This window comes from Capnocytophaga canis (assembly GCF_000827555.1).
In the GTDB taxonomy this organism is placed as follows: domain Bacteria; phylum Bacteroidota; class Bacteroidia; order Flavobacteriales; family Flavobacteriaceae; genus Capnocytophaga; species Capnocytophaga canis.
The window spans coordinates 1-17,138 of record NZ_CDOI01000057.1 but is presented as its reverse complement, the minus strand read 5'-3'; the positions used below and the strand labels follow the sequence as shown (position 1 = coordinate 17,138).

The following is a 17,138-nucleotide window of genomic DNA, read 5'->3' as shown; positions in this document are numbered from 1 at the left end:
TCATAGACACGCTCAAGAAAGCTAACCGACTTCTAAAAGACACTACTAATCAAAACAGACGAATCTTGTTGGATTCGCTAAAGCGAACTAAAGATACCCTGCCAAAGGATTCCCTGTCAAAAGACAGTATGTCAAAGAAATCTAAAAGTATTTTAGAGGATGTAGTCAGATATAAAGCAAAGGATAGTATTGTTTTCAATAAGACTAAAAATAGCATCATTCTTTACAATGAAACACAAGTGCAATACACCGATATTGACATCACTTCAGGGATAACCAATATCAAATATGATTTGGCGGAGGTATACGCAGGTCGTATTAAGGATTCAGTTGGAGAATTGGTGCAACATCCTGTTTTTAAGCAAGGTGATGACATTATAGAACCCGATTCCATTCGGTTTAACTATAAAACCCAACGAGCCATTATCCGTAATGCATACACCAAACAAGATGAAAATAACATCAAAGGTCAAATCATTAAAAAGGAGAATGACTCTACTTACTTCATGCAAAATGCCATCATTACCACAGCAGAAGATTTGGATGATCCTGATTACTACATCAAAGTACGAAAAGCAAAATTTGTCCCTGGAAAAAAAGTGGTTGCAGGGTTGAGTAATATGTACATAGTAGATATTCCCACACCTTTAGCAATCCCATTTGCGTACTATCCAATGGTATCGGGACGTTCATCGGGACTTATTTTCCCAACCTTCGGAGAGGCAAATAACAGAGGTTATTTCATTCAAAATGGAGGATATTACTTTGTCATTAGTGACTATTTTGATTTGGCTGTAACGGGAGATTATTTCACCAATGGAAGTTATGGGTTCAAAGCTCAATCAACGTATAAGAAGCGTTACAAATTTTCTGGAAACTTTAATTTCAGTTATGAGAATCAGATATACAGTATTCGAGGTTTGCCTGATTACAGCAATTCAATGTTTTACAACATCCAATGGACGCATTCGAAAGATTCAAAATCGAATCCAAACTCAAATTTTTCAGCTTCTGTAAACTTGGGAAGTAGTCGTTTTTATCAAAACTCATATAATCAGATTAATTCGCCTAATGTGTTGAATAATACCTTATCCTCATCAGTATCTTATTCAAAAACATTTCCATCCTATCCCTCGATGAATCTGTCCTTAACGGCATCACATTCTCAGAATACGAATACACAAAGTATTGAGATGACCCTCCCCGCACTTCGTTTGAGTATGGAACGTATTTATCCATTTGCTAAACAAGGTGAAAGTAAAAAAGGATTGCTTAAAAACTTAAATTTTCAATACTCTTCCCAAGGAGATAACCGTTTTTCAACAACCGATAGTTTGTTTTTCTCAAAGCAAATGTTCAGTGAAGCTAAAAACGGATTTAGACATTCTATACCAGTGAGTACCACCACTAAGTTGTTTAAGTATATAACTTTAGGGTTAAATTCCTCCTTGAACGAAACTTGGCAGTTTAAAACCATCCGCAGAACAGATTTCAACGCAGCTTCGGGTAGGAGTGGTATGGACACCATTAATGGCTTTGACCGTTTTTTGACCTACAATATGGGAGCGAGTTTGGGTACTACGGTCTATGGTACATTTCAGTTTAAAAAAGACAGAAAAATTCAAGCGATTCGACACGTAATGCGTCCTTCAATGAGCTATGGTTATACACCTGCATTCGATCAGTACTACGAAAATTATATTTCAGATGCTTTTGGCAAAGTTTCTCAATACACTCGTTTTGAAGGAGGTATTTACGGAACGCCGGGACTTAATGAATCGCAATCCATCGGGTTATCGTTAAGCAATACTTTAGAAGCAAAAGTGCGATCCAAAGATAGTACGGAGGTTGAACCTAAAAAGATTTCATTGCTCAATAGTTTGAATTTCAATACGAACTATAACGTTATTACAAAACAATTTAGTCCCGTTACCATGACTGGAGGAACAACTCTTTTCAATGGAAAATTGCCATTAAATTTTGGAGCTACATTCAATCCATACGCTATTGATGCGAATGGAAGACAATTGGAAACTTTTAATATTAACAATGGAGGAAGTCTTTTCCGATTAACTAACGCAAACATATCTACAAACTATTCATTTTCAAATAGAAATAAATCTGATAAAAAAACAACTGATAACAGAGCTTCGGGAGGACGTTCCGACGATTTGTTTGGTTCGTCACGACCTGTAAACGACAATCAAGTGGAAGAAAAAAAAGAAGAACCTGAGGATAAAAAAACGAAATTTTATCATGCTCGTATCCCTTGGGATTTGAACATAGCTTATTCACTTTCGTATTCAAATATGTCACGTGAAAGACGTATTTCTAACAACTCACTTATGTTTTCAGGAAATGTGGAGCTTTCACCCAAATTGCAAGTGGGAATTTCAAGTGGATATGATTTTGTGAATAAGGGAATTACATACACCCAATTCCGTTTTGAACGTGATTTGAATAGCTTTAGAATGAGTTTTCAGTTTACCCCTATAGGTCAGTACAATTCGTGGTATTTCTTCATCGGAATTAAAGCCAGTATGCTTTCGGATCTGAAAATTGATAAAAATAAAGAACCTGACCGTTTGTTGAGATAATCACTTTTTCAATCTTAAATATTTACAGAAAAACAAAGTTTCCCACAAATCAAGTTAAAAATCACATAGAGACATAGAAAAAAAACTATGTTTCTACGTGGTTTAATTATAATAGCTCTAAAAAATAGTGTTTCCATACACTTAGTCTTATTTTTTTGCGAAAATATTTGCTTATGTCGTTTTTTTTTGTATCTTGCGAGTGAAATTTAAATGAGTTTATTAACCTAATTAAAAAATGTTACCATGAAAACAGCTAAATTTTACACAAAAATGTTGTTTTATGTTGCAACAACATTTATCTTAATGGGTTGCCACGAAACTCGGAAACGTCAAACAACCGAGTCTGGCGAAAAAAAAGAAATAGCTCTTTTACAGAAAAAGGTAAACATAACTAGCTACCCTGTTTCTGGTGATTTCTCTTTGTTATCGTTCAACACTTTATATTGTGATAACCTTCACGATTTTATTCTTTCGGACACCATTACTTTTAACCATTCCGATTTGTCCGAAATCAATAATGACAACTTGGTTTCTATTGTGATTTACGCTAAATCAGATGCAGATAATATTGACTATTCCGATGTTGATAAAATGTTATTCTACGTGAGAAAAGAAGATGGATTTAGAATATTCCTGCTTGAAAACAGAAAAGAAGCTTTTGAGTTAAAACCGAAACACACCTTTCATTCAAATTTTATATCCTCAAATGATATTTTTGATCTTTACAAAATAATCAGTCCTGATTCCAAGGCACATTGTTATATGCTGCTTAATGGAAGAAAATTGCCAAAAACACTATCTACCAAAGAAAGTAGTCTTCAGCTTTTTATTTCTAAAAACAGGAAATAGCACCTGTTACATTTTAATAGTAAAATATTTAATTTCAGTAAGTTGATTAGCTTTTAAGAATAGAAAAAATCTTTAAAATCGGAGTGTAAAAACTCTCAAGAAAGACTTAAGATTTTACAAAAATAAAACTACTGCTGATGTATACAATTGATTTAAAAACAGTTAGAAATATTTAAACTGTTTATTTAGAACGCAATATGAGAATGTACTTCGCTAAAAAGTCGTGTTTTGGCGAAGTATTTTTTTGGTTTAAATGTTATTATTTTCGTAAAAAGACATTTATCATATTGTTTTTTAGGGAGTTTCTTTATCTTTGCAATTTATTTTGAAAAAGAGATGATATATGTCTGATAAAATTACTCCTTACAAAAATTCCACCGAAGGGAAAAAGAAACAAGTGGCACAGATGTTTGACTCTATTTCAGGAACTTACGATGGTCTTAACCGTGTGATTTCTTGGGGTTCAGACATCAAATGGCGGAAATTTGTTGTTGAAAAAGTAGCTGAGTTGCGTCCTCAAAAAGTATTGGACGTAGCAACTGGTACAGGAGACTTGGCAATTGCTTTAACTGAGATTGACGGTGTGAAAGTTGTAGGCCTAGATATTTCAGAAGGAATGCTCACCGTAGGACGTGAAAAAATTGCAAAAAAACAGTTATCCAATCGCGTAGAGTTGATTCTGGGAGATAGTGAAAATTTACCTTTTGCGGATAATTATTTTGACGCTGTAACAGTAGCTTTTGGTGTACGTAATTTTGAGAATTTAGAGAAAGGGCTTTCTGAAATTTTCCGCGTAATTCGTCCTGGTGGACGCTTGGTTGTTTTGGAAACCTCTGTTCCTGAGAAATTTCCGTTCCGACAAGGGTATTTTGCTTACACTAAATTTGTTATGCCTCTTATCGGAAAAGTTTTCTCGAAAGATCGTTCCGCCTACACCTATTTGTCTAAATCCGCTTCTGCATTTCCTTATGGGAAAAAGTTTAAAACTATCTTGGAAAAAATCGGTTTTGCTAACACAAAATACTACCCCAAAACTCTCGGTGGAGTTGCTACCATTTATGTAGGGAATAAATCTAAATAGCATTTTATAATATGAAAAAGAGAATCTTCTTATTGTTTTTCCTTTTTAATATTCTTATTGCCTTTGGACAACTCAAATCTCCGTTGACTAATTTGGAGAATTTTGATGAGAAACCTTTGCAATGGGGCTATTATTTCGGGGGAAATATGTTTGATTTAAAATTTGATTATAGAGATCTTCAGTACACTAACACTTCGCTGTTGGAAGTTCAAACCCACAAAATGTTCGGTTTTAACGTAGGACTAACGGGTTCTGCACGATTGATGAAATATATTGACCTGCGCCTTGAACCAGGATTGGTCTATAACCGAAAAGAAATTTATTTTTACAATATGACCGAAAAGAGGGACTATTTGCGAGATGTAAAATCTACGTATATTTATATCCCTTTATTGGTCAAATTTAGTGCTGAACGTTGGTACAATTTTAAACCTTATGTCACAGCAGGGGGGTCTATGACTATCAATCTGAGTAGCAATCAAAATTTGACGATTGATAATTATGACTTGGTTTTCCGAACCAAAACAAACGTTTTTTTCTATGAACTTGGTTTTGGATTGGACATATATACTCCTTTTTTCAGACTATCCCCATCTATCAGAGGGCTTTTTTCAGTTAGAAACGAATTAGTTCCTGACCATAAACCAGACAGCCCTTGGACGAAAAATTTAAATGGATTGAAGTCAAGAGGTTTCTTGATTAATCTTACTTTGGAATAGATTTTGCTTGTTAAAAAGTAATTAATGCATAATGAGATGAAAAGAATGATGTTAATAGCGCTGATTTTCAGTGTTTTTTTTGGATACTCACAAGATTTTAAGTATCCCATGGCAAGTCCGCGTCAAGTGGTTTCCCAGCAATTTTCAGTTACCAAAATTTCTGTGGATTATGGACGCCCCAGCGTTCGAGGGCGTAAAGTGTTTGGGGAGTTAGTTCCGTTCGGGAAAGTATGGCGAGTAGGAGCTAATGAGGCTACCAATATTACCTTTCAGCAGAATGTACTTTTTGGGGGAAAGGCCACTAAGGTGGGACGATATGCCATTTTTATTACTCCAGAGGAAAAAGAGTGGACAGTAGTGCTTAACTACGATGCAGATGCATGGGGAGCTTATAGTTACGATCCTAATGAGAATGCTATTGAAATTAAAGTTCCTGTAGAAAAACTAAAAGAGCTACAAGAATCTTTGGAAATTACTTTTGAGGGAATTAGTGAAACTAAAATTAACTTAGTTATCAAGTGGGAATACAGTAAAATTCAAATTCCGATTGAAGCTGATAAAATTGATGAAGTAAATAAGATTATTGAATTTTTGAAAGAAATAAAGCAAGTAGAACGAGATATGGGCGGATGATTAGCATCCGCTTTTTTTATGAAGTAAAGTTGCTATATCTAATTGATTATCATATATAAAATAGATATTATACCAAAAATGCTGCAGTTGTTATGCCTCTAGGAACTAAGTTATTCTTTTTTGTATAAGATGAAGTGCTACCTAAAGTATGTGGTGGAATATACCTAAAATTGATATGTGAAAAGTATTTTAAAGACTTTTGTGGTTTTCTAATTTGTTTTTCAAAGACAAAGAGTTTCCCTTCCTTATCTTGAGTCTATATTCTTCTTAGAAAGTAGAGGAAACGATTTTCTCTGTTTAAATATGTGAATTTCTTTGTAAAAGTATGAATATAGAAAGTGTCTTTTGATACTAATTGGCTCTTTTACAGATTTTTTTTGAGCCTCCTATGTAGGGCAAAAAAAGAAAAGCGATACACTATTTTTGTGCATCGCTTTTCAGTAGTTATGGAAAAAACAACATTATTTCAATTCCTGAAAATTGCGTTTGATAAAATCGGTAAGTTCTTTTCCTTTCAAAAGTCCTTGCGAAAGTCGGGCTAAATCAAAAGCTTGTTTGATGAGGCTTTGTTTTTCGTTTTCGTCCGCTGTATTTAGTATCGAGGTTGCTAAAGGCGAATTGGTATTAACCACCAAATGATACATTTCAGGGAAATTCCCCATTCCGAACATTCCGCCACCGCCCGTAGCACTCATTTCTTTCATACGACGCATAAATTCAGGCTGATTGATGCTAAAAGGTGTGCTATCGCTGTCCAAATCTTCCAATTGCACTACAAAACCTTCACTCGGAATGCTTTTTTCGATACTTTCTTTAAGCGATGTTTTTTCTTCTTCCGAAAATTTGGAAATTGTAGTATCTTCTTTTTGAATCAGTTTGGAAATCGGAGCCGAATCCACTCGAGCAAAAGTCAAGTTTTCGTTATCGTGTTCCAACTTCTGAATTAAATGCGATACAATAGGCGAATCCAAAAGCAACACTTGGTATCCTTTTTCCTTAGCTTCCTCAATGGCTGCGTGTTGCACCTCTTTATTTTGGGCGTAAAGCACCACCAATTTTCCGTCTTTGTCGGTTTGTTGGTCTTTTAAGGCTTCTTTAAGCTCCGAAAGCGTATAATATTGGTCATCTACCGTTGGATAAAGCACAAAATCCCCTGCTTTTTCGTAGAATTTCGGCTCGGAAAGCATTCCATACTCCAAAACTATCTTAATATCGTTCCATTTTGATTGAAAATCCTCACGATTTGTATTGAAAAGCGATTTTAATTTGTCGGAAACCTTTCTGGTAATATAATTTGCGATTTTTTTCACGTTGCCATCGGCTTGTAAGTACGAACGAGAGACGTTGAGCGGAATATCTGGCGAATCAATAACCCCTTTAAGCATTGTTAAAAATTCTGGAACAATTCCCTCCACATTATCCGTTACAAAAACCTGATTTTGATACAGCTGAATCCGGTCTTTTTGGATTTGCATATCCATTGATAGTTTTGGAAAATACAAAATTCCCGTTAAATTGAACGGATAATCCACGTTGAGGTGAATGTGAAACAAAGGGTCGTCAAACTGCATCGGATAAAGTTCACGATAGAAGTTTTTATAGTCCTCGTCTTGCAAATCAGCAGGTTGTTTTGTCCACGCCGGATTTGGGTTATTTACAATATTGTCAACCGTTTGATATTCGGTTTTGTAATTTTCGTCAGCATTTTCAGGACGAGGAAGCGGTTCTTGTTTGGTTCCGAATTTAATTGGAATTGGCATAAATTTGTTGTACTTATGTAGCAATTCCTCAATGCGATGTTCTTCCAAAAACTCGGTAGAATCTTCGGAGATGTGTAAGATGATTTCCGTACCCCTTTCTGACTTTTCGGCAGGTTCAAGAGTATATTCAGGAGAACCATCACACGTCCATTTAACGGCAGGAGCGTCAGTGTACGATTTGGTGATGATTTCCACTTGGTTTGCCACCATAAAAGCAGAGTAAAACCCAAGCCCGAAATGCCCAATTACACCTGCATCTTTGGCAGTATCTTTGTATTTTTCTAAAAATTCTTCTGCTCCTGAAAAAGCAATCTGATTGATATACTTTTCCACCTCTTCGCCCGACATCCCAATACCTTGGTCGATGATATGTAAGGTTTTATTTTCCTTATCAATCTTTACTTCGATGATAGGATTTCCGTACTCCACTTTTGCTTCGCCAATTTGGGTTAAGTGCTTTAATTTCAGCGTAGCATCGGTAGCGTTAGAGATGAGTTCCCGAAGAAAAATTTCGTGGTCGCTGTATAAAAATTTCTTGATAAGTGGAAAAATATTTTCCACCGAAACATTAATATTTCCTTTCATTTCTTATGAGATAATTTAATGATTAAAAGATTAAAAAAGCTCAAAAAATCAAACGATTTTTGACTTACGAAAATTGCTTTGGCAAAAAAAATACCAAAACAAAATTACTGACAAAATGTCCGCTATGTGATGTGTTAAAGTGTCTATTCTCAATAGTAAAGAGAGATTATTAAGCCTTCAATACAATGGAAACGAAACGCTTAAATTCCATTACTATTTGTAATCATTTCTTTCAAATTCTTTGATTTTCCAAAATAAACTCTTACGTTTGTAGGGTTAAAAATAATCATCTAAAATTATATAATCAAAATGAAAAAAATAGCGTTATTTTTTGCTGTGGGTTCATTTTTTGGAGCAACGGCACAAGACAATCTGATTCGTGCCGTGGCAGGGAATCAAAGTGAAAATGCAGGATTTAAGTTTACACCTGTGATTAATTTAGAACGTATGGAAGTGAAAGATCAAGGCAGTAGCGGTACATGTTGGAGCTACGCTGGAGCTTCATTTTTAGAAAGTGAAATGAGTCGTATGGGTAAAAAGCCAGTAGATTTGGCTGAAATTTATACCGCAAGAAATACGTATATCGAAAAAGCAAAGCAATATGTTCGTTTTCATGGTAATTTGGATTATGGTGACGGAGGTGAATTGCACGACATCATCAACATGTATGCAAAATATGGAGCTGTACCTCAATATATTTACTCAGGATTGAACTACGGAACTTCACGCAATGACTTTTCCGAAATGCAGGCTGTGCTCAAAGGATTTTTAGAGGGACTCGTTAAGCGTGAAAAAATCAAAAAATTGACACCCAATTGGGAAAAAGCCTTTACTGCAGCGATTGATGCTTATTTGGGTCAGGTTCCTGAAACATTCTTACATGCAGGTAAGAAGTACACCCCACAGACCTTTGCTAAAGAGGTGGTAGGTATCAATCCTGACCATTATGTGGAGATGATTTCGTATGAGGATCAACCTAAATATAAAAATGTGCTAATGGCTGTGCCTGATAACTGGAGCTTCGATCAGGCTTATAACGTTCAAATGACTGATTTTGTCAAAGTTATAGACAACGCCTTAAAAAAAGGATTTACTGTAGCATGGGCATCGGATGTGAGTGAGCGTTATTTCAGTTGGAGAAATGGTGTAGCTTTTGTTCCTGAAAAAGATTTGGATCAAATGACTTTAGATGAACAAAAAATGTTGTTTAACGCTCCGCCAACTCAGGAAAGAACTATCACTGCGGAAATGCGTCAAAAAGCATTCGATAATTACGAAACTACGGACGACCACGCAATGCACATCGTTGGACTTGCCAAAGATCAAAACGGGAGGGAGTACTACATCGTAAAAAATTCATGGGGAGTGAACAACGACCATCAAGGATATTTGTATGTTACCAAAGCATTTGTAACCTACAAAACTACTGCTATTATGCTACATAAAGACGGCGTTCCTGCGGACATCTTAAAGAATTGGAAAAATAATTAAATATATGAGAAAAATTTTATCACTTATACTCGTTTCATCAATGAGTTATTTAACAGCACAAGAGAATCTGACGTATCAGAAACCGTCAGAGGAGATTTTGCAATTAGCTGATTTTGAAAGGGCTCCATCAGTGATGATGAATAGCCAACGTACTTGGATGGTTTTTAGCTATCGGTCTACTTACCGAAACTTGGAGGAACTTAATCAAGAGGAAATTCGTTTAGGAGGTCTACGAATGAATCCAAATATAAATGCTTCAAGTAGCCTGACTTACATCAATAATTTAAAAGTACAAAAAGTAGGAAACAAACAAACTCAACAGGTGAAAAATCTACCTGAAAACGCTAAAATCGCTTATTTAGGGTTTTCTCCTGATGAGAAAAAAATGTCCTTTACACACACAACTGATAAAGGTTTAGAGTTGTGGGTACTTGACTTGGAAACGGCTACAGCAAAACGATTGAGTAGCAACTTGCTAAATGCTAATTTCGGAATGCCTTACACATGGTCGTCCGACGGTTCTTTTTTACTTGTAAGAACTTTGGTAACCAACCGTCCTGCATTACAGAGCGAAGCTAAAAGCGTTCCCAAAGGACCTATTGTATCAGTGGGAACCGGACAAGTTTCACAAAACAGAACATATCAAGATTTGTTGAAAAATAAAATTGATGAGTTTAATTTTGAAGTTTTGGTTACTTCGGAATTGAAAAAGATAGATTTAAATGGAAAAGAAAGCCTTTTTAAAGGTGCAGGAATGTATCTTTCAGAAAGTTTCTCTCCCGATGGGAACTATTTAATGATAACCGAGCTTAAAAAACCGTTTTCATACATTGTGCCATTTAATCGTTTCCCCAGAGAATCAAAAGTTTATGATGTTCAAGGAAAAGAAGTTGCACTGGTAAATAGTTTGCCTTTGATTGAAAATATGCCAAAAGGATTTTCGTCGACCCATAAAGGAAAACGTTCTATGAGTTGGCGTTCTGATAAGCCACACACGCTGTTTTTTGTTGAGGCTCTGGACGGAGGAGACCAAAACCAAAAGGCTGAGTTCCGCGATGAAGTTTTTCAGTGGGAAGCTCCTTTCAATCAATCACCTGTTTCTTTGATAAAACTAAAACAGCGTTTCAATTCCATTATTTGGGGCGATGAAGAAAATACTTTAGTGTATGAACTTTGGTACGATACCCGTAACCAAAAAGCAATATTGTTAAATTTAAAAAATAATACACAAAAGGTTATTATTGATCGAAATTATCAGGATGTTTACAATGATCCGGGTTCTCCTCAAACTATTAAAAATCAATGGAACAGATATGTTCTTCAAATTCAAAATGGGAAAACCTATTGGTTAGGAGCAGGACATACCAAAGAGGGGCAATTTCCTTTCCTTGATGAATTAGATTTGAAAACGTTGAAAAAAAATCGACTGTATACCTCGAAACTAAAAAATCAAAAAGAGAATATTATTGAGGTGTTGGACATCAAAAAAGGAGATATGTTGGTAAGTTTACAATCGGCAACGGATTACCCAAATTATTTCGTAAAGAATTATAAAAAAGGGAAAACTACACAGCTTACTTTCTTCAAAAATCCGTTTGAATCCTTGAAAGGAATTCATAAAGAAGTTATTAACTACACACGCAAAGACGGAGTTGCTTTGAGTGGTACATTGTATCTTCCTAAAAATTATGATTTCAAAAAGAAAGAAAAATTGCCTTTACTCATCTGGGCGTATCCGCGTGAATACAAAAGTAAAAACACGGCAGGGCAAAGTACGGCAAACCCTAATGAGTTTACGTATCCTTACTATGGTTCCTTTATATATTGGGTCACAAAGGGGTATGCCGTATTGGATGATGCTGCTTTCCCGATTGTAGGTGAAGATAAGCAAGAACCTAATGACACCTTTATTGAGCAGTTAGTAGCCAATGGAGAAGCTGCTATTGATGCATTGGATAAATTAGGTTATATCGACAGAAAAAGAGTCGCTGTGGGAGGACACTCTTACGGAGCGTTTATGACGGCTAATTTACTCACACACTCTGATTTGTTCGTTTGTGGAATAGCTCGAAGCGGAGCCTATAACCGTACGCTGACTCCTTTTGGTTTTCAATCAGAGCAACGAAATTATTGGGATGCTCCTGAGGTTTATAACACCATGTCTCCCTTCATGAACGCTCACAAAATGAAAAAACCTCTTTTGTTAATTCATGGTGCAGCAGACAACAATGCAGGAACGTTTACTTTCCAAACGGAACGTTATTTCCAAGCTCTTAAAAACTTGGGAGCTCCAGTACGTATGGTACTTCTGCCATTAGAAAGCCATGGATATCAAGCAAAAGAAAGCATATTGCACACCCTTTGGGAACAAGATCAATTTTTAGAAAAACATCTCAAAGCTAAAAAGTAGTTTTTGCTGAAAAGAAAAAATACTTATTCTGACTTGTAAACAATAAGTGTTTTCTGTAAAATTGCCTAAAAGATATTGTTTTGAATTAAATCCGCTATAATCAGTATGAACTTCAGGGTTTATAGTCGCTTTGCAACCAGCTGATTTTAGCAACAAATCACGAATGTAGATTTGTTATAACTTAAAAACAATTTTTTAGGCAATTTTTATTTTTGTATACCATTGTTAAAAATTTATTGAAATGATATTTTGTTCAATAAAAATATATACATTTGTGTTGTTAAACCTAAAAGCATTTGCTTTATGAGAAGTATATTTTTCTTGTTCGGTATATTTATCATGGGAATGGGATATTCTCAGAATATTTTACTTCCTCAAAAGTCAAGTTCATCAACTTTCAATTCCGATGGAAAATGGATTATTGGTGGAAACATTGGAGCTAATATTGATTCTGAAAGATTAGATATTCAAATTGCCCCACGTGTAGGTTATAGAATTATCGAAAATTTAGAATTAGGCGCAAGTGTAAGTTATACGTTTCGTAACACTAAAAGTGTTAGTATGCGGACTCTTGGTGTGGGGCCTTACTTAAGTTATGTTTATCAAGGATTTGTTTTTGGAACATCCTATCAACATTTGATGTCTTCGACAAAAGTGAAAATCACAGAAAATATTGCTAAAAGGAGTGAAAATGCCTTGTTTGTGAGTGTGGGATATCGTCATCAGATAGGAGGAAAAGCCTATGCAGAACTGGGGATGAGATATAACTTACTTTACAATAAAGATTCAAGTGTTTTTGCTTCTGGATTTATGCCTTATGCGGGAATTTCTGTTTCGTTGTAAATAGGTTTTACACACCAATCATATTCATATAATGAAGTATAAGGGATTTATCAAGACCAACTATTTGATAATCATTTGCTTCCAAATATCATCTTGTAGATAGGCTTCTTGACTTTTTTTCGGAACAATTACTACACCCTTATATCCCAACGATAGATTTACCTGTGGAGGCGTACTTGCTCGACAGATAATTTCTTCCAACGAACTACAATTGCGAAAAGCTTCCACACCTATGTAGTTTAACGTAGCAGGAAGATCTATTTTTTTTAGCTTTTCACATCCACTGAACGCCTGAACACCGATGCTATTTGTGTGACTCGATAGTTTTACGGAAGCTAAGTTCTTACAATCGTAAAAAACCCTATCTTCAATTTTTACAACAGACTTGGGTAGCTCTACTTTTTCCAAACTCACACAATTGGCAAAGGCAAAAATACCTATATAATTCACATTCTCAGCAAATTTTATAATTTTTAAACTTGTACATTCATTAAACGCACCAAATAAAATATCTGTTAGAGATATAGGCAAGTCCAAGGAAATCAAATTACTACAATTCCGAAAAGCATGCATTCCTATTTTTTCTATACCCGAAGGGAAATGTATCTCTTTCAAGCTATTACATCCTGAAAAAGTGTCATTTTTAATTTGAGTAAGGTAGGCAGGTAATCCTATCCACTCTAATGCCGAGCAATTGAAGAAAGCACTTGCTCCGAGATGTACCACAGAATCAGGGAGTTCTATCTCTTTGAGTGACACACAATGTTCAAAAGCATCATTACCAATACTTTCTAAATTCCCCAAAAAATAAACTGAAGTCAGCGATTCGCAAAAAGCAAATGCACTGGCTCTAATGTGGAGTGTTTTTTTAGGTATTTCAATGATTTTTAGACTTTTACATTCGTAAAAAACCTTAAAAGGAAGGTGTATGAGATTTTCTGAAAGAGTTACATTTGCGAGTTCCTTACATTGCGAAAAAGCTTCGTTTCCCAAAGTGGTCAATGAGTTGGGAAGTGTGATACTCTGTAATTTGAAACATGATTCAAAGGCATTATCTTCAATAGACTTCAATCCATCCCCTAAGGTAATTTCAGTCAAATTGGTGCAATATGCAAAAGCACTTTTTTTGATTTCAAAAACTCGAGATAAGTCTATTTTATTTAGGTTATAACAATCAAAAAAAGCTCTTTCCTCAACAATTTCAACCGTATTTGGAATTTCAATAGATTTTAACCGGTGACAGCTTTTAAAAGCTTCTTTTGCAATGGTTTTCACGAAATAAGGTATCACTACATGTCCATTGGCAGGGATTTTTTCACAATCACATTTTTTTAAGATATTATTTTCAATGACAAGTATTTCCTTCTCAGATTGAGCGATACTGTCAATTGAGATAAAGGATAAACAGAGTGTAAAAATGTGCTTTAAAACCCTCATTTTAAATTTTTTATGTTATATTTTCTTTCAATTTTGCTTCAATTTCAATCTGAAACTCTTCAATCACAGGCTTCATGGTGCTTTCAGGCAGATCTGCAATTCGGATATACATTAGCCCGTCTATGGCATTATTGAATTTTGGGTCAACGTTGAAGGCTACAACACGGGCATTTTGTTTGATATATTTTTTGATAAGTACGGGCAAACGCAATGTTCCAGGCTCCAATTCATCAATAATTTTGTCAAACTTATTGAGGTCTGCCTTGGTTTCGTCGAAAATAAAATCCTTATCAGCATCTTTGAGTTTAACCTTAAATTCTTTTTTAGGTCGTACATACTGAGCGATATAAGGGTCGTAGTAATTCGATTTCATGAACTCAATCATGAGTGATTTTGAGAAATTTGAGAACTGATTACTGATACTCACTCCTCCTAACAAATAGTGGTGTTCAGGATAGCGGAGTGTTGTGTGAGCAATTCCTTTCCACAGTAAAAACAAAGGCATCGGACGCTGTTGATATTCAGAAATGACAAAAGCACGTCCCATTTCAATGGTTTTACTCATCATATCGTAAAGTTCAGGTTCAAAACGAAATAAATTATGAGTGTAAAAACCATCAATGCCATATTTAGGGAATATGTATGCACCTAATCCCATTCGGTAGGCTCCTGCAATTTTTTTAGCATCGGCATCCCATAAAAACATATGGTGATAGTAAACATCAAAATCGTCGATGTCAATACATGCATTAGTTCCTTCCCCAACCTCTCGAAAGGTAACTTCGCGAAGCCTTCCAATTTCGGTCATAATATTTGGAATATCTTCATACGGAGCCAGAAAAACCTCATAATTGTTACTCTTGAAAAGTCGTAGGTCTTTTTCAGTAATAAGAGAAATTTCTTTCTCAATTAATTGAATGTCGATAGGCTCTATGATTTCTTCAGGGGCTTCTGCCGATTTATTGGACTTATTTAATACGGATGTAAGCGGATTCTTTTTCTTAGTTTTGTCAAATGTATTCGCCAATAGATAGGTTTTTTTACGCAAAAAATCAGTATAAGATTCTAAATCAGTATGCTCGTTTTGAGTCTTTACCGATATAGGCTTCCCAATCCGTACGTGAATAGGTCTTTTTCGTTGGCTCAACATTTCAGACGGAAGTTTTGCCGTACGAAGCGAATCGTTGATTTTGGCAAGTGAATAAAACAATTTACTGTTTTTTGCATGGAAATAAATCGGTATGATAGGTACTTGTGCTTTTTTTGCCAAACGCATAGCTACTTCTTCCCACTGTTTATCAACGATAAATTTACCTTCTTTTTGAGTTGATACTTCTCCAGCAGGAAATATACCCAAAGGCTTTCCTTCTTTGAGATGTTGAATCGATTGTTTAAATCCTAAAACACTGGATTTTATATCTTTACGATTTTCAAACGGATTTACAGGCATTACATAGTTTGACAGAGGTTCAATGCGTTGCAACAGAAAATTTGCCATTACCTTAAAATCTGGGCGTTTCTCTCCTAATAATTTCAAAAGCAACACTCCATCCATGGCTCCCAGCGGATGATTGGATATAGTTATGAAAGCTCCTTCTTTAGGAATGTTTTGCAAATCTTCATCTGGCATGTCATACTGAACTTCAAATTCATCCAATAGCCGATTTAAAAAATCAATTCCTTGCAAATGTTTATTACGATCATAAATCCTATTCAGTTTTGATAACCGAAGGATTTTCATCAGTAACCACCCTGCAAAAGTACCTACAAAGCCATATTTATCAATGTTGAGTGCCTTGGCAACCTCTTTCGCATTTACAAGTCCCATACGCTATGCTTAATTTGTACACAAACTACAAAGATATAAAAATATTTGAAATACCTATTGTTATGAGGTTAAAAACTTATTAAGCCAGACTTTTTCTTTAAGATTTCCTTTCTAGACAACCTATTTAAAGATAGCTTTTTGCTCATAGGGTTTGAAAAAATAGATCAAGCCAAACTGAAAAACTCTATTGCTCATATAACCATCAAAAGGAGGAATTTGTTTCATAAGATGGTTATGGATACCTGAAAACGATTCTTTGACGCTGAGTTCTAACGCTATTTTATCTGTTAAGAAAAATGTTCCTCCAATTTTTCCTTTTAGGTTACTACTATTCAGAAAAGGAACTGACGGATTATTGATTACTACGTCAAGAACTAAGCCTACATCTAAGTAAATACTACGCCATACTCCTACTTTCCATACGTTCCCGAAAGATATATAATCAATTGTTATAGTGTGTTTAGTAGTATTTTGTTCCTGAATATAACTCCCCTGTCGAGAATAAGAAGCACTAAGTTTTAGATCGGTCTCCTCCAGAAATTGATTGATAGCGAAAAAACCCATGTACATATCAGGTTTGACCCCAGTGCTACTGTGGAAATTTTCTGTCTGACTACGAAAAATGGATAAATTTAGACCTCCTTCAACTCCCCAACGCAGTGTGCTGTTATCTTGTTGAGCAATTAGCACAAACGGAAAGAAAAATAATGCACAGAATATATTTTTCATAATTAGCTTATATTTAGTTATTTAATGTAGTAGCAAACTCCAAAACGAACCACACGATTCGTTACATTACGTTCAAAGGGAATAATATCATTTTTGGTCGTGTTTTAAAAAGTATGATGGTATAAAAATTTGACAATCAGGGAATAAAGTTGTATTTTTGTTGAATGCTAATAACA

At 35.1% G+C, this 17,138-nt stretch carries 12 protein-coding genes; 8 read left to right on the top strand and 4 right to left on the bottom strand.

Annotation, left to right across the window (positions count from 1 at the left end):
* Positions 1 to 62: 62 nt before the first annotated feature.
* The 5 genes from CCAND38_RS01885 (at position 63) to CCAND38_RS01865 (ending at position 5,879) form a co-directional block, all read left to right on the top strand.
* On the top strand, positions 63 to 2,597 hold the full coding sequence (locus tag CCAND38_RS01885) for a putative LPS assembly protein LptD (RefSeq protein ID WP_369801120.1): 2,535 nt from the start codon (positions 63 to 65) through the stop codon (positions 2,595 to 2,597).
* Between the two features lie 243 nt (positions 2,598 to 2,840).
* Positions 2,841 to 3,446: a hypothetical protein gene (locus CCAND38_RS01880; RefSeq protein WP_042343407.1), complete on the top strand. Its 606-nt coding sequence runs from the start codon at positions 2,841 to 2,843 to the stop codon at positions 3,444 to 3,446.
* A 343-nt stretch (positions 3,447 to 3,789) separates the two neighbouring features.
* On the top strand, positions 3,790 to 4,527 hold the full coding sequence (gene ubiE, locus CCAND38_RS01875; protein WP_042343405.1) for a bifunctional demethylmenaquinone methyltransferase/2-methoxy-6-polyprenyl-1,4-benzoquinol methylase UbiE: 738 nt from the start codon (positions 3,790 to 3,792) through the stop codon (positions 4,525 to 4,527).
* A gap of 11 nt (positions 4,528 to 4,538) precedes the next feature.
* Complete coding sequence (gene porT, locus CCAND38_RS01870) at positions 4,539 to 5,246, top strand: type IX secretion/gliding motility protein PorT/SprT (protein ID WP_042010191.1); 708 nt, start codon at positions 4,539 to 4,541, stop codon at positions 5,244 to 5,246.
* 36 nt (positions 5,247 to 5,282) lie between these two features.
* A complete protein-coding gene (locus CCAND38_RS01865; protein ID WP_392448439.1) occupies positions 5,283 to 5,879 on the top strand; it encodes a DUF2911 domain-containing protein in 597 nt (198 codons plus the stop codon).
* Between the two features lie 461 nt (positions 5,880 to 6,340).
* Here the strand turns inward: CCAND38_RS01865 and htpG are convergent, their stop codons facing one another.
* On the bottom strand, positions 6,341 to 8,224 hold the full coding sequence (gene htpG, locus CCAND38_RS01860; protein WP_042343402.1) for a molecular chaperone HtpG: 1,884 nt from the start codon (positions 8,222 to 8,224) through the stop codon (positions 6,341 to 6,343).
* A gap of 309 nt (positions 8,225 to 8,533) precedes the next feature.
* On the opposite strand from htpG, the gene CCAND38_RS01855 reads away from it, so the two are divergent.
* From CCAND38_RS01855 to CCAND38_RS01845, 3 genes are all read left to right on the top strand, one after another.
* Complete coding sequence (locus tag CCAND38_RS01855) at positions 8,534 to 9,715, top strand: C1 family peptidase (protein WP_042343401.1); 1,182 nt, start codon at positions 8,534 to 8,536, stop codon at positions 9,713 to 9,715.
* A 4-nt stretch (positions 9,716 to 9,719) separates the two neighbouring features.
* The gene (locus CCAND38_RS01850; protein ID WP_042343400.1) at positions 9,720 to 12,125 is read left to right on the top strand and encodes a S9 family peptidase; all 2,406 of its coding nucleotides are present in this window, start codon (positions 9,720 to 9,722) and stop codon (positions 12,123 to 12,125) included.
* 303 nt (positions 12,126 to 12,428) lie between these two features.
* Positions 12,429 to 12,968, top strand: coding sequence for a hypothetical protein (locus CCAND38_RS01845; protein WP_064504530.1), 540 nt, complete (start codon positions 12,429 to 12,431; stop codon positions 12,966 to 12,968).
* A gap of 60 nt (positions 12,969 to 13,028) precedes the next feature.
* Here the strand turns inward: CCAND38_RS01845 and CCAND38_RS01840 are convergent, their stop codons facing one another.
* The 3 genes from CCAND38_RS01840 to CCAND38_RS01830 all read right to left on the bottom strand — a co-directional run bounded on the left by CCAND38_RS01840 (position 13,029) and on the right by CCAND38_RS01830 (position 16,962).
* The gene (locus CCAND38_RS01840) at positions 13,029 to 14,405 is read right to left on the bottom strand and encodes a leucine-rich repeat domain-containing protein (protein WP_042343398.1); all 1,377 of its coding nucleotides are present in this window, start codon (positions 14,403 to 14,405) and stop codon (positions 13,029 to 13,031) included.
* A gap of 10 nt (positions 14,406 to 14,415) precedes the next feature.
* On the bottom strand, positions 14,416 to 16,233 hold the full coding sequence (locus CCAND38_RS01835; protein WP_042343395.1) for a GNAT family N-acyltransferase: 1,818 nt from the start codon (positions 16,231 to 16,233) through the stop codon (positions 14,416 to 14,418).
* Positions 16,234 to 16,353: 120 nt separating this feature from the next.
* Positions 16,354 to 16,962 (bottom strand): hypothetical protein, encoded by a 609-nt coding sequence (locus CCAND38_RS01830; protein ID WP_042343394.1) that lies wholly within the window; start codon positions 16,960 to 16,962, stop codon positions 16,354 to 16,356.
* Between the last annotated feature and the right edge of the window lie 176 nt (positions 16,963 to 17,138).

Excerpts from the sequence above, each read along its gene's own strand:
- CCAND38_RS01865 (WP_392448439.1), top strand. The coding sequence starts at position 5,283 with ATGAAAAGAATGATGTTAATAGCGCTGATTTTCAGTGTTTTTTTTGGA.
- CCAND38_RS01845 (WP_064504530.1), top strand. The coding sequence starts at position 12,429 with ATGAGAAGTATATTTTTCTTGTTCGGTATATTTATCATGGGAATGGGA.
- CCAND38_RS01835 (WP_042343395.1), bottom strand. The coding sequence starts at position 16,233 with ATGGGACTTGTAAATGCGAAAGAGGTTGCCAAGGCACTCAACATTGAT.
- CCAND38_RS01880 (WP_042343407.1), top strand. The coding sequence starts at position 2,841 with ATGAAAACAGCTAAATTTTACACAAAAATGTTGTTTTATGTTGCAACA.
- CCAND38_RS01855 (WP_042343401.1), top strand. The coding sequence starts at position 8,534 with ATGAAAAAAATAGCGTTATTTTTTGCTGTGGGTTCATTTTTTGGAGCA.
- CCAND38_RS01840 (WP_042343398.1), bottom strand. The coding sequence starts at position 14,405 with ATGAGGGTTTTAAAGCACATTTTTACACTCTGTTTATCCTTTATCTCA.
- htpG (WP_042343402.1), bottom strand. The coding sequence starts at position 8,224 with ATGAAAGGAAATATTAATGTTTCGGTGGAAAATATTTTTCCACTTATC.
- CCAND38_RS01830 (WP_042343394.1), bottom strand. The coding sequence starts at position 16,962 with ATGAAAAATATATTCTGTGCATTATTTTTCTTTCCGTTTGTGCTAATT.
- porT (WP_042010191.1), top strand. The coding sequence starts at position 4,539 with ATGAAAAAGAGAATCTTCTTATTGTTTTTCCTTTTTAATATTCTTATT.
- CCAND38_RS01850 (WP_042343400.1), top strand. The coding sequence starts at position 9,720 with ATGAGAAAAATTTTATCACTTATACTCGTTTCATCAATGAGTTATTTA.
- ubiE (WP_042343405.1), top strand. The coding sequence starts at position 3,790 with ATGTCTGATAAAATTACTCCTTACAAAAATTCCACCGAAGGGAAAAAG.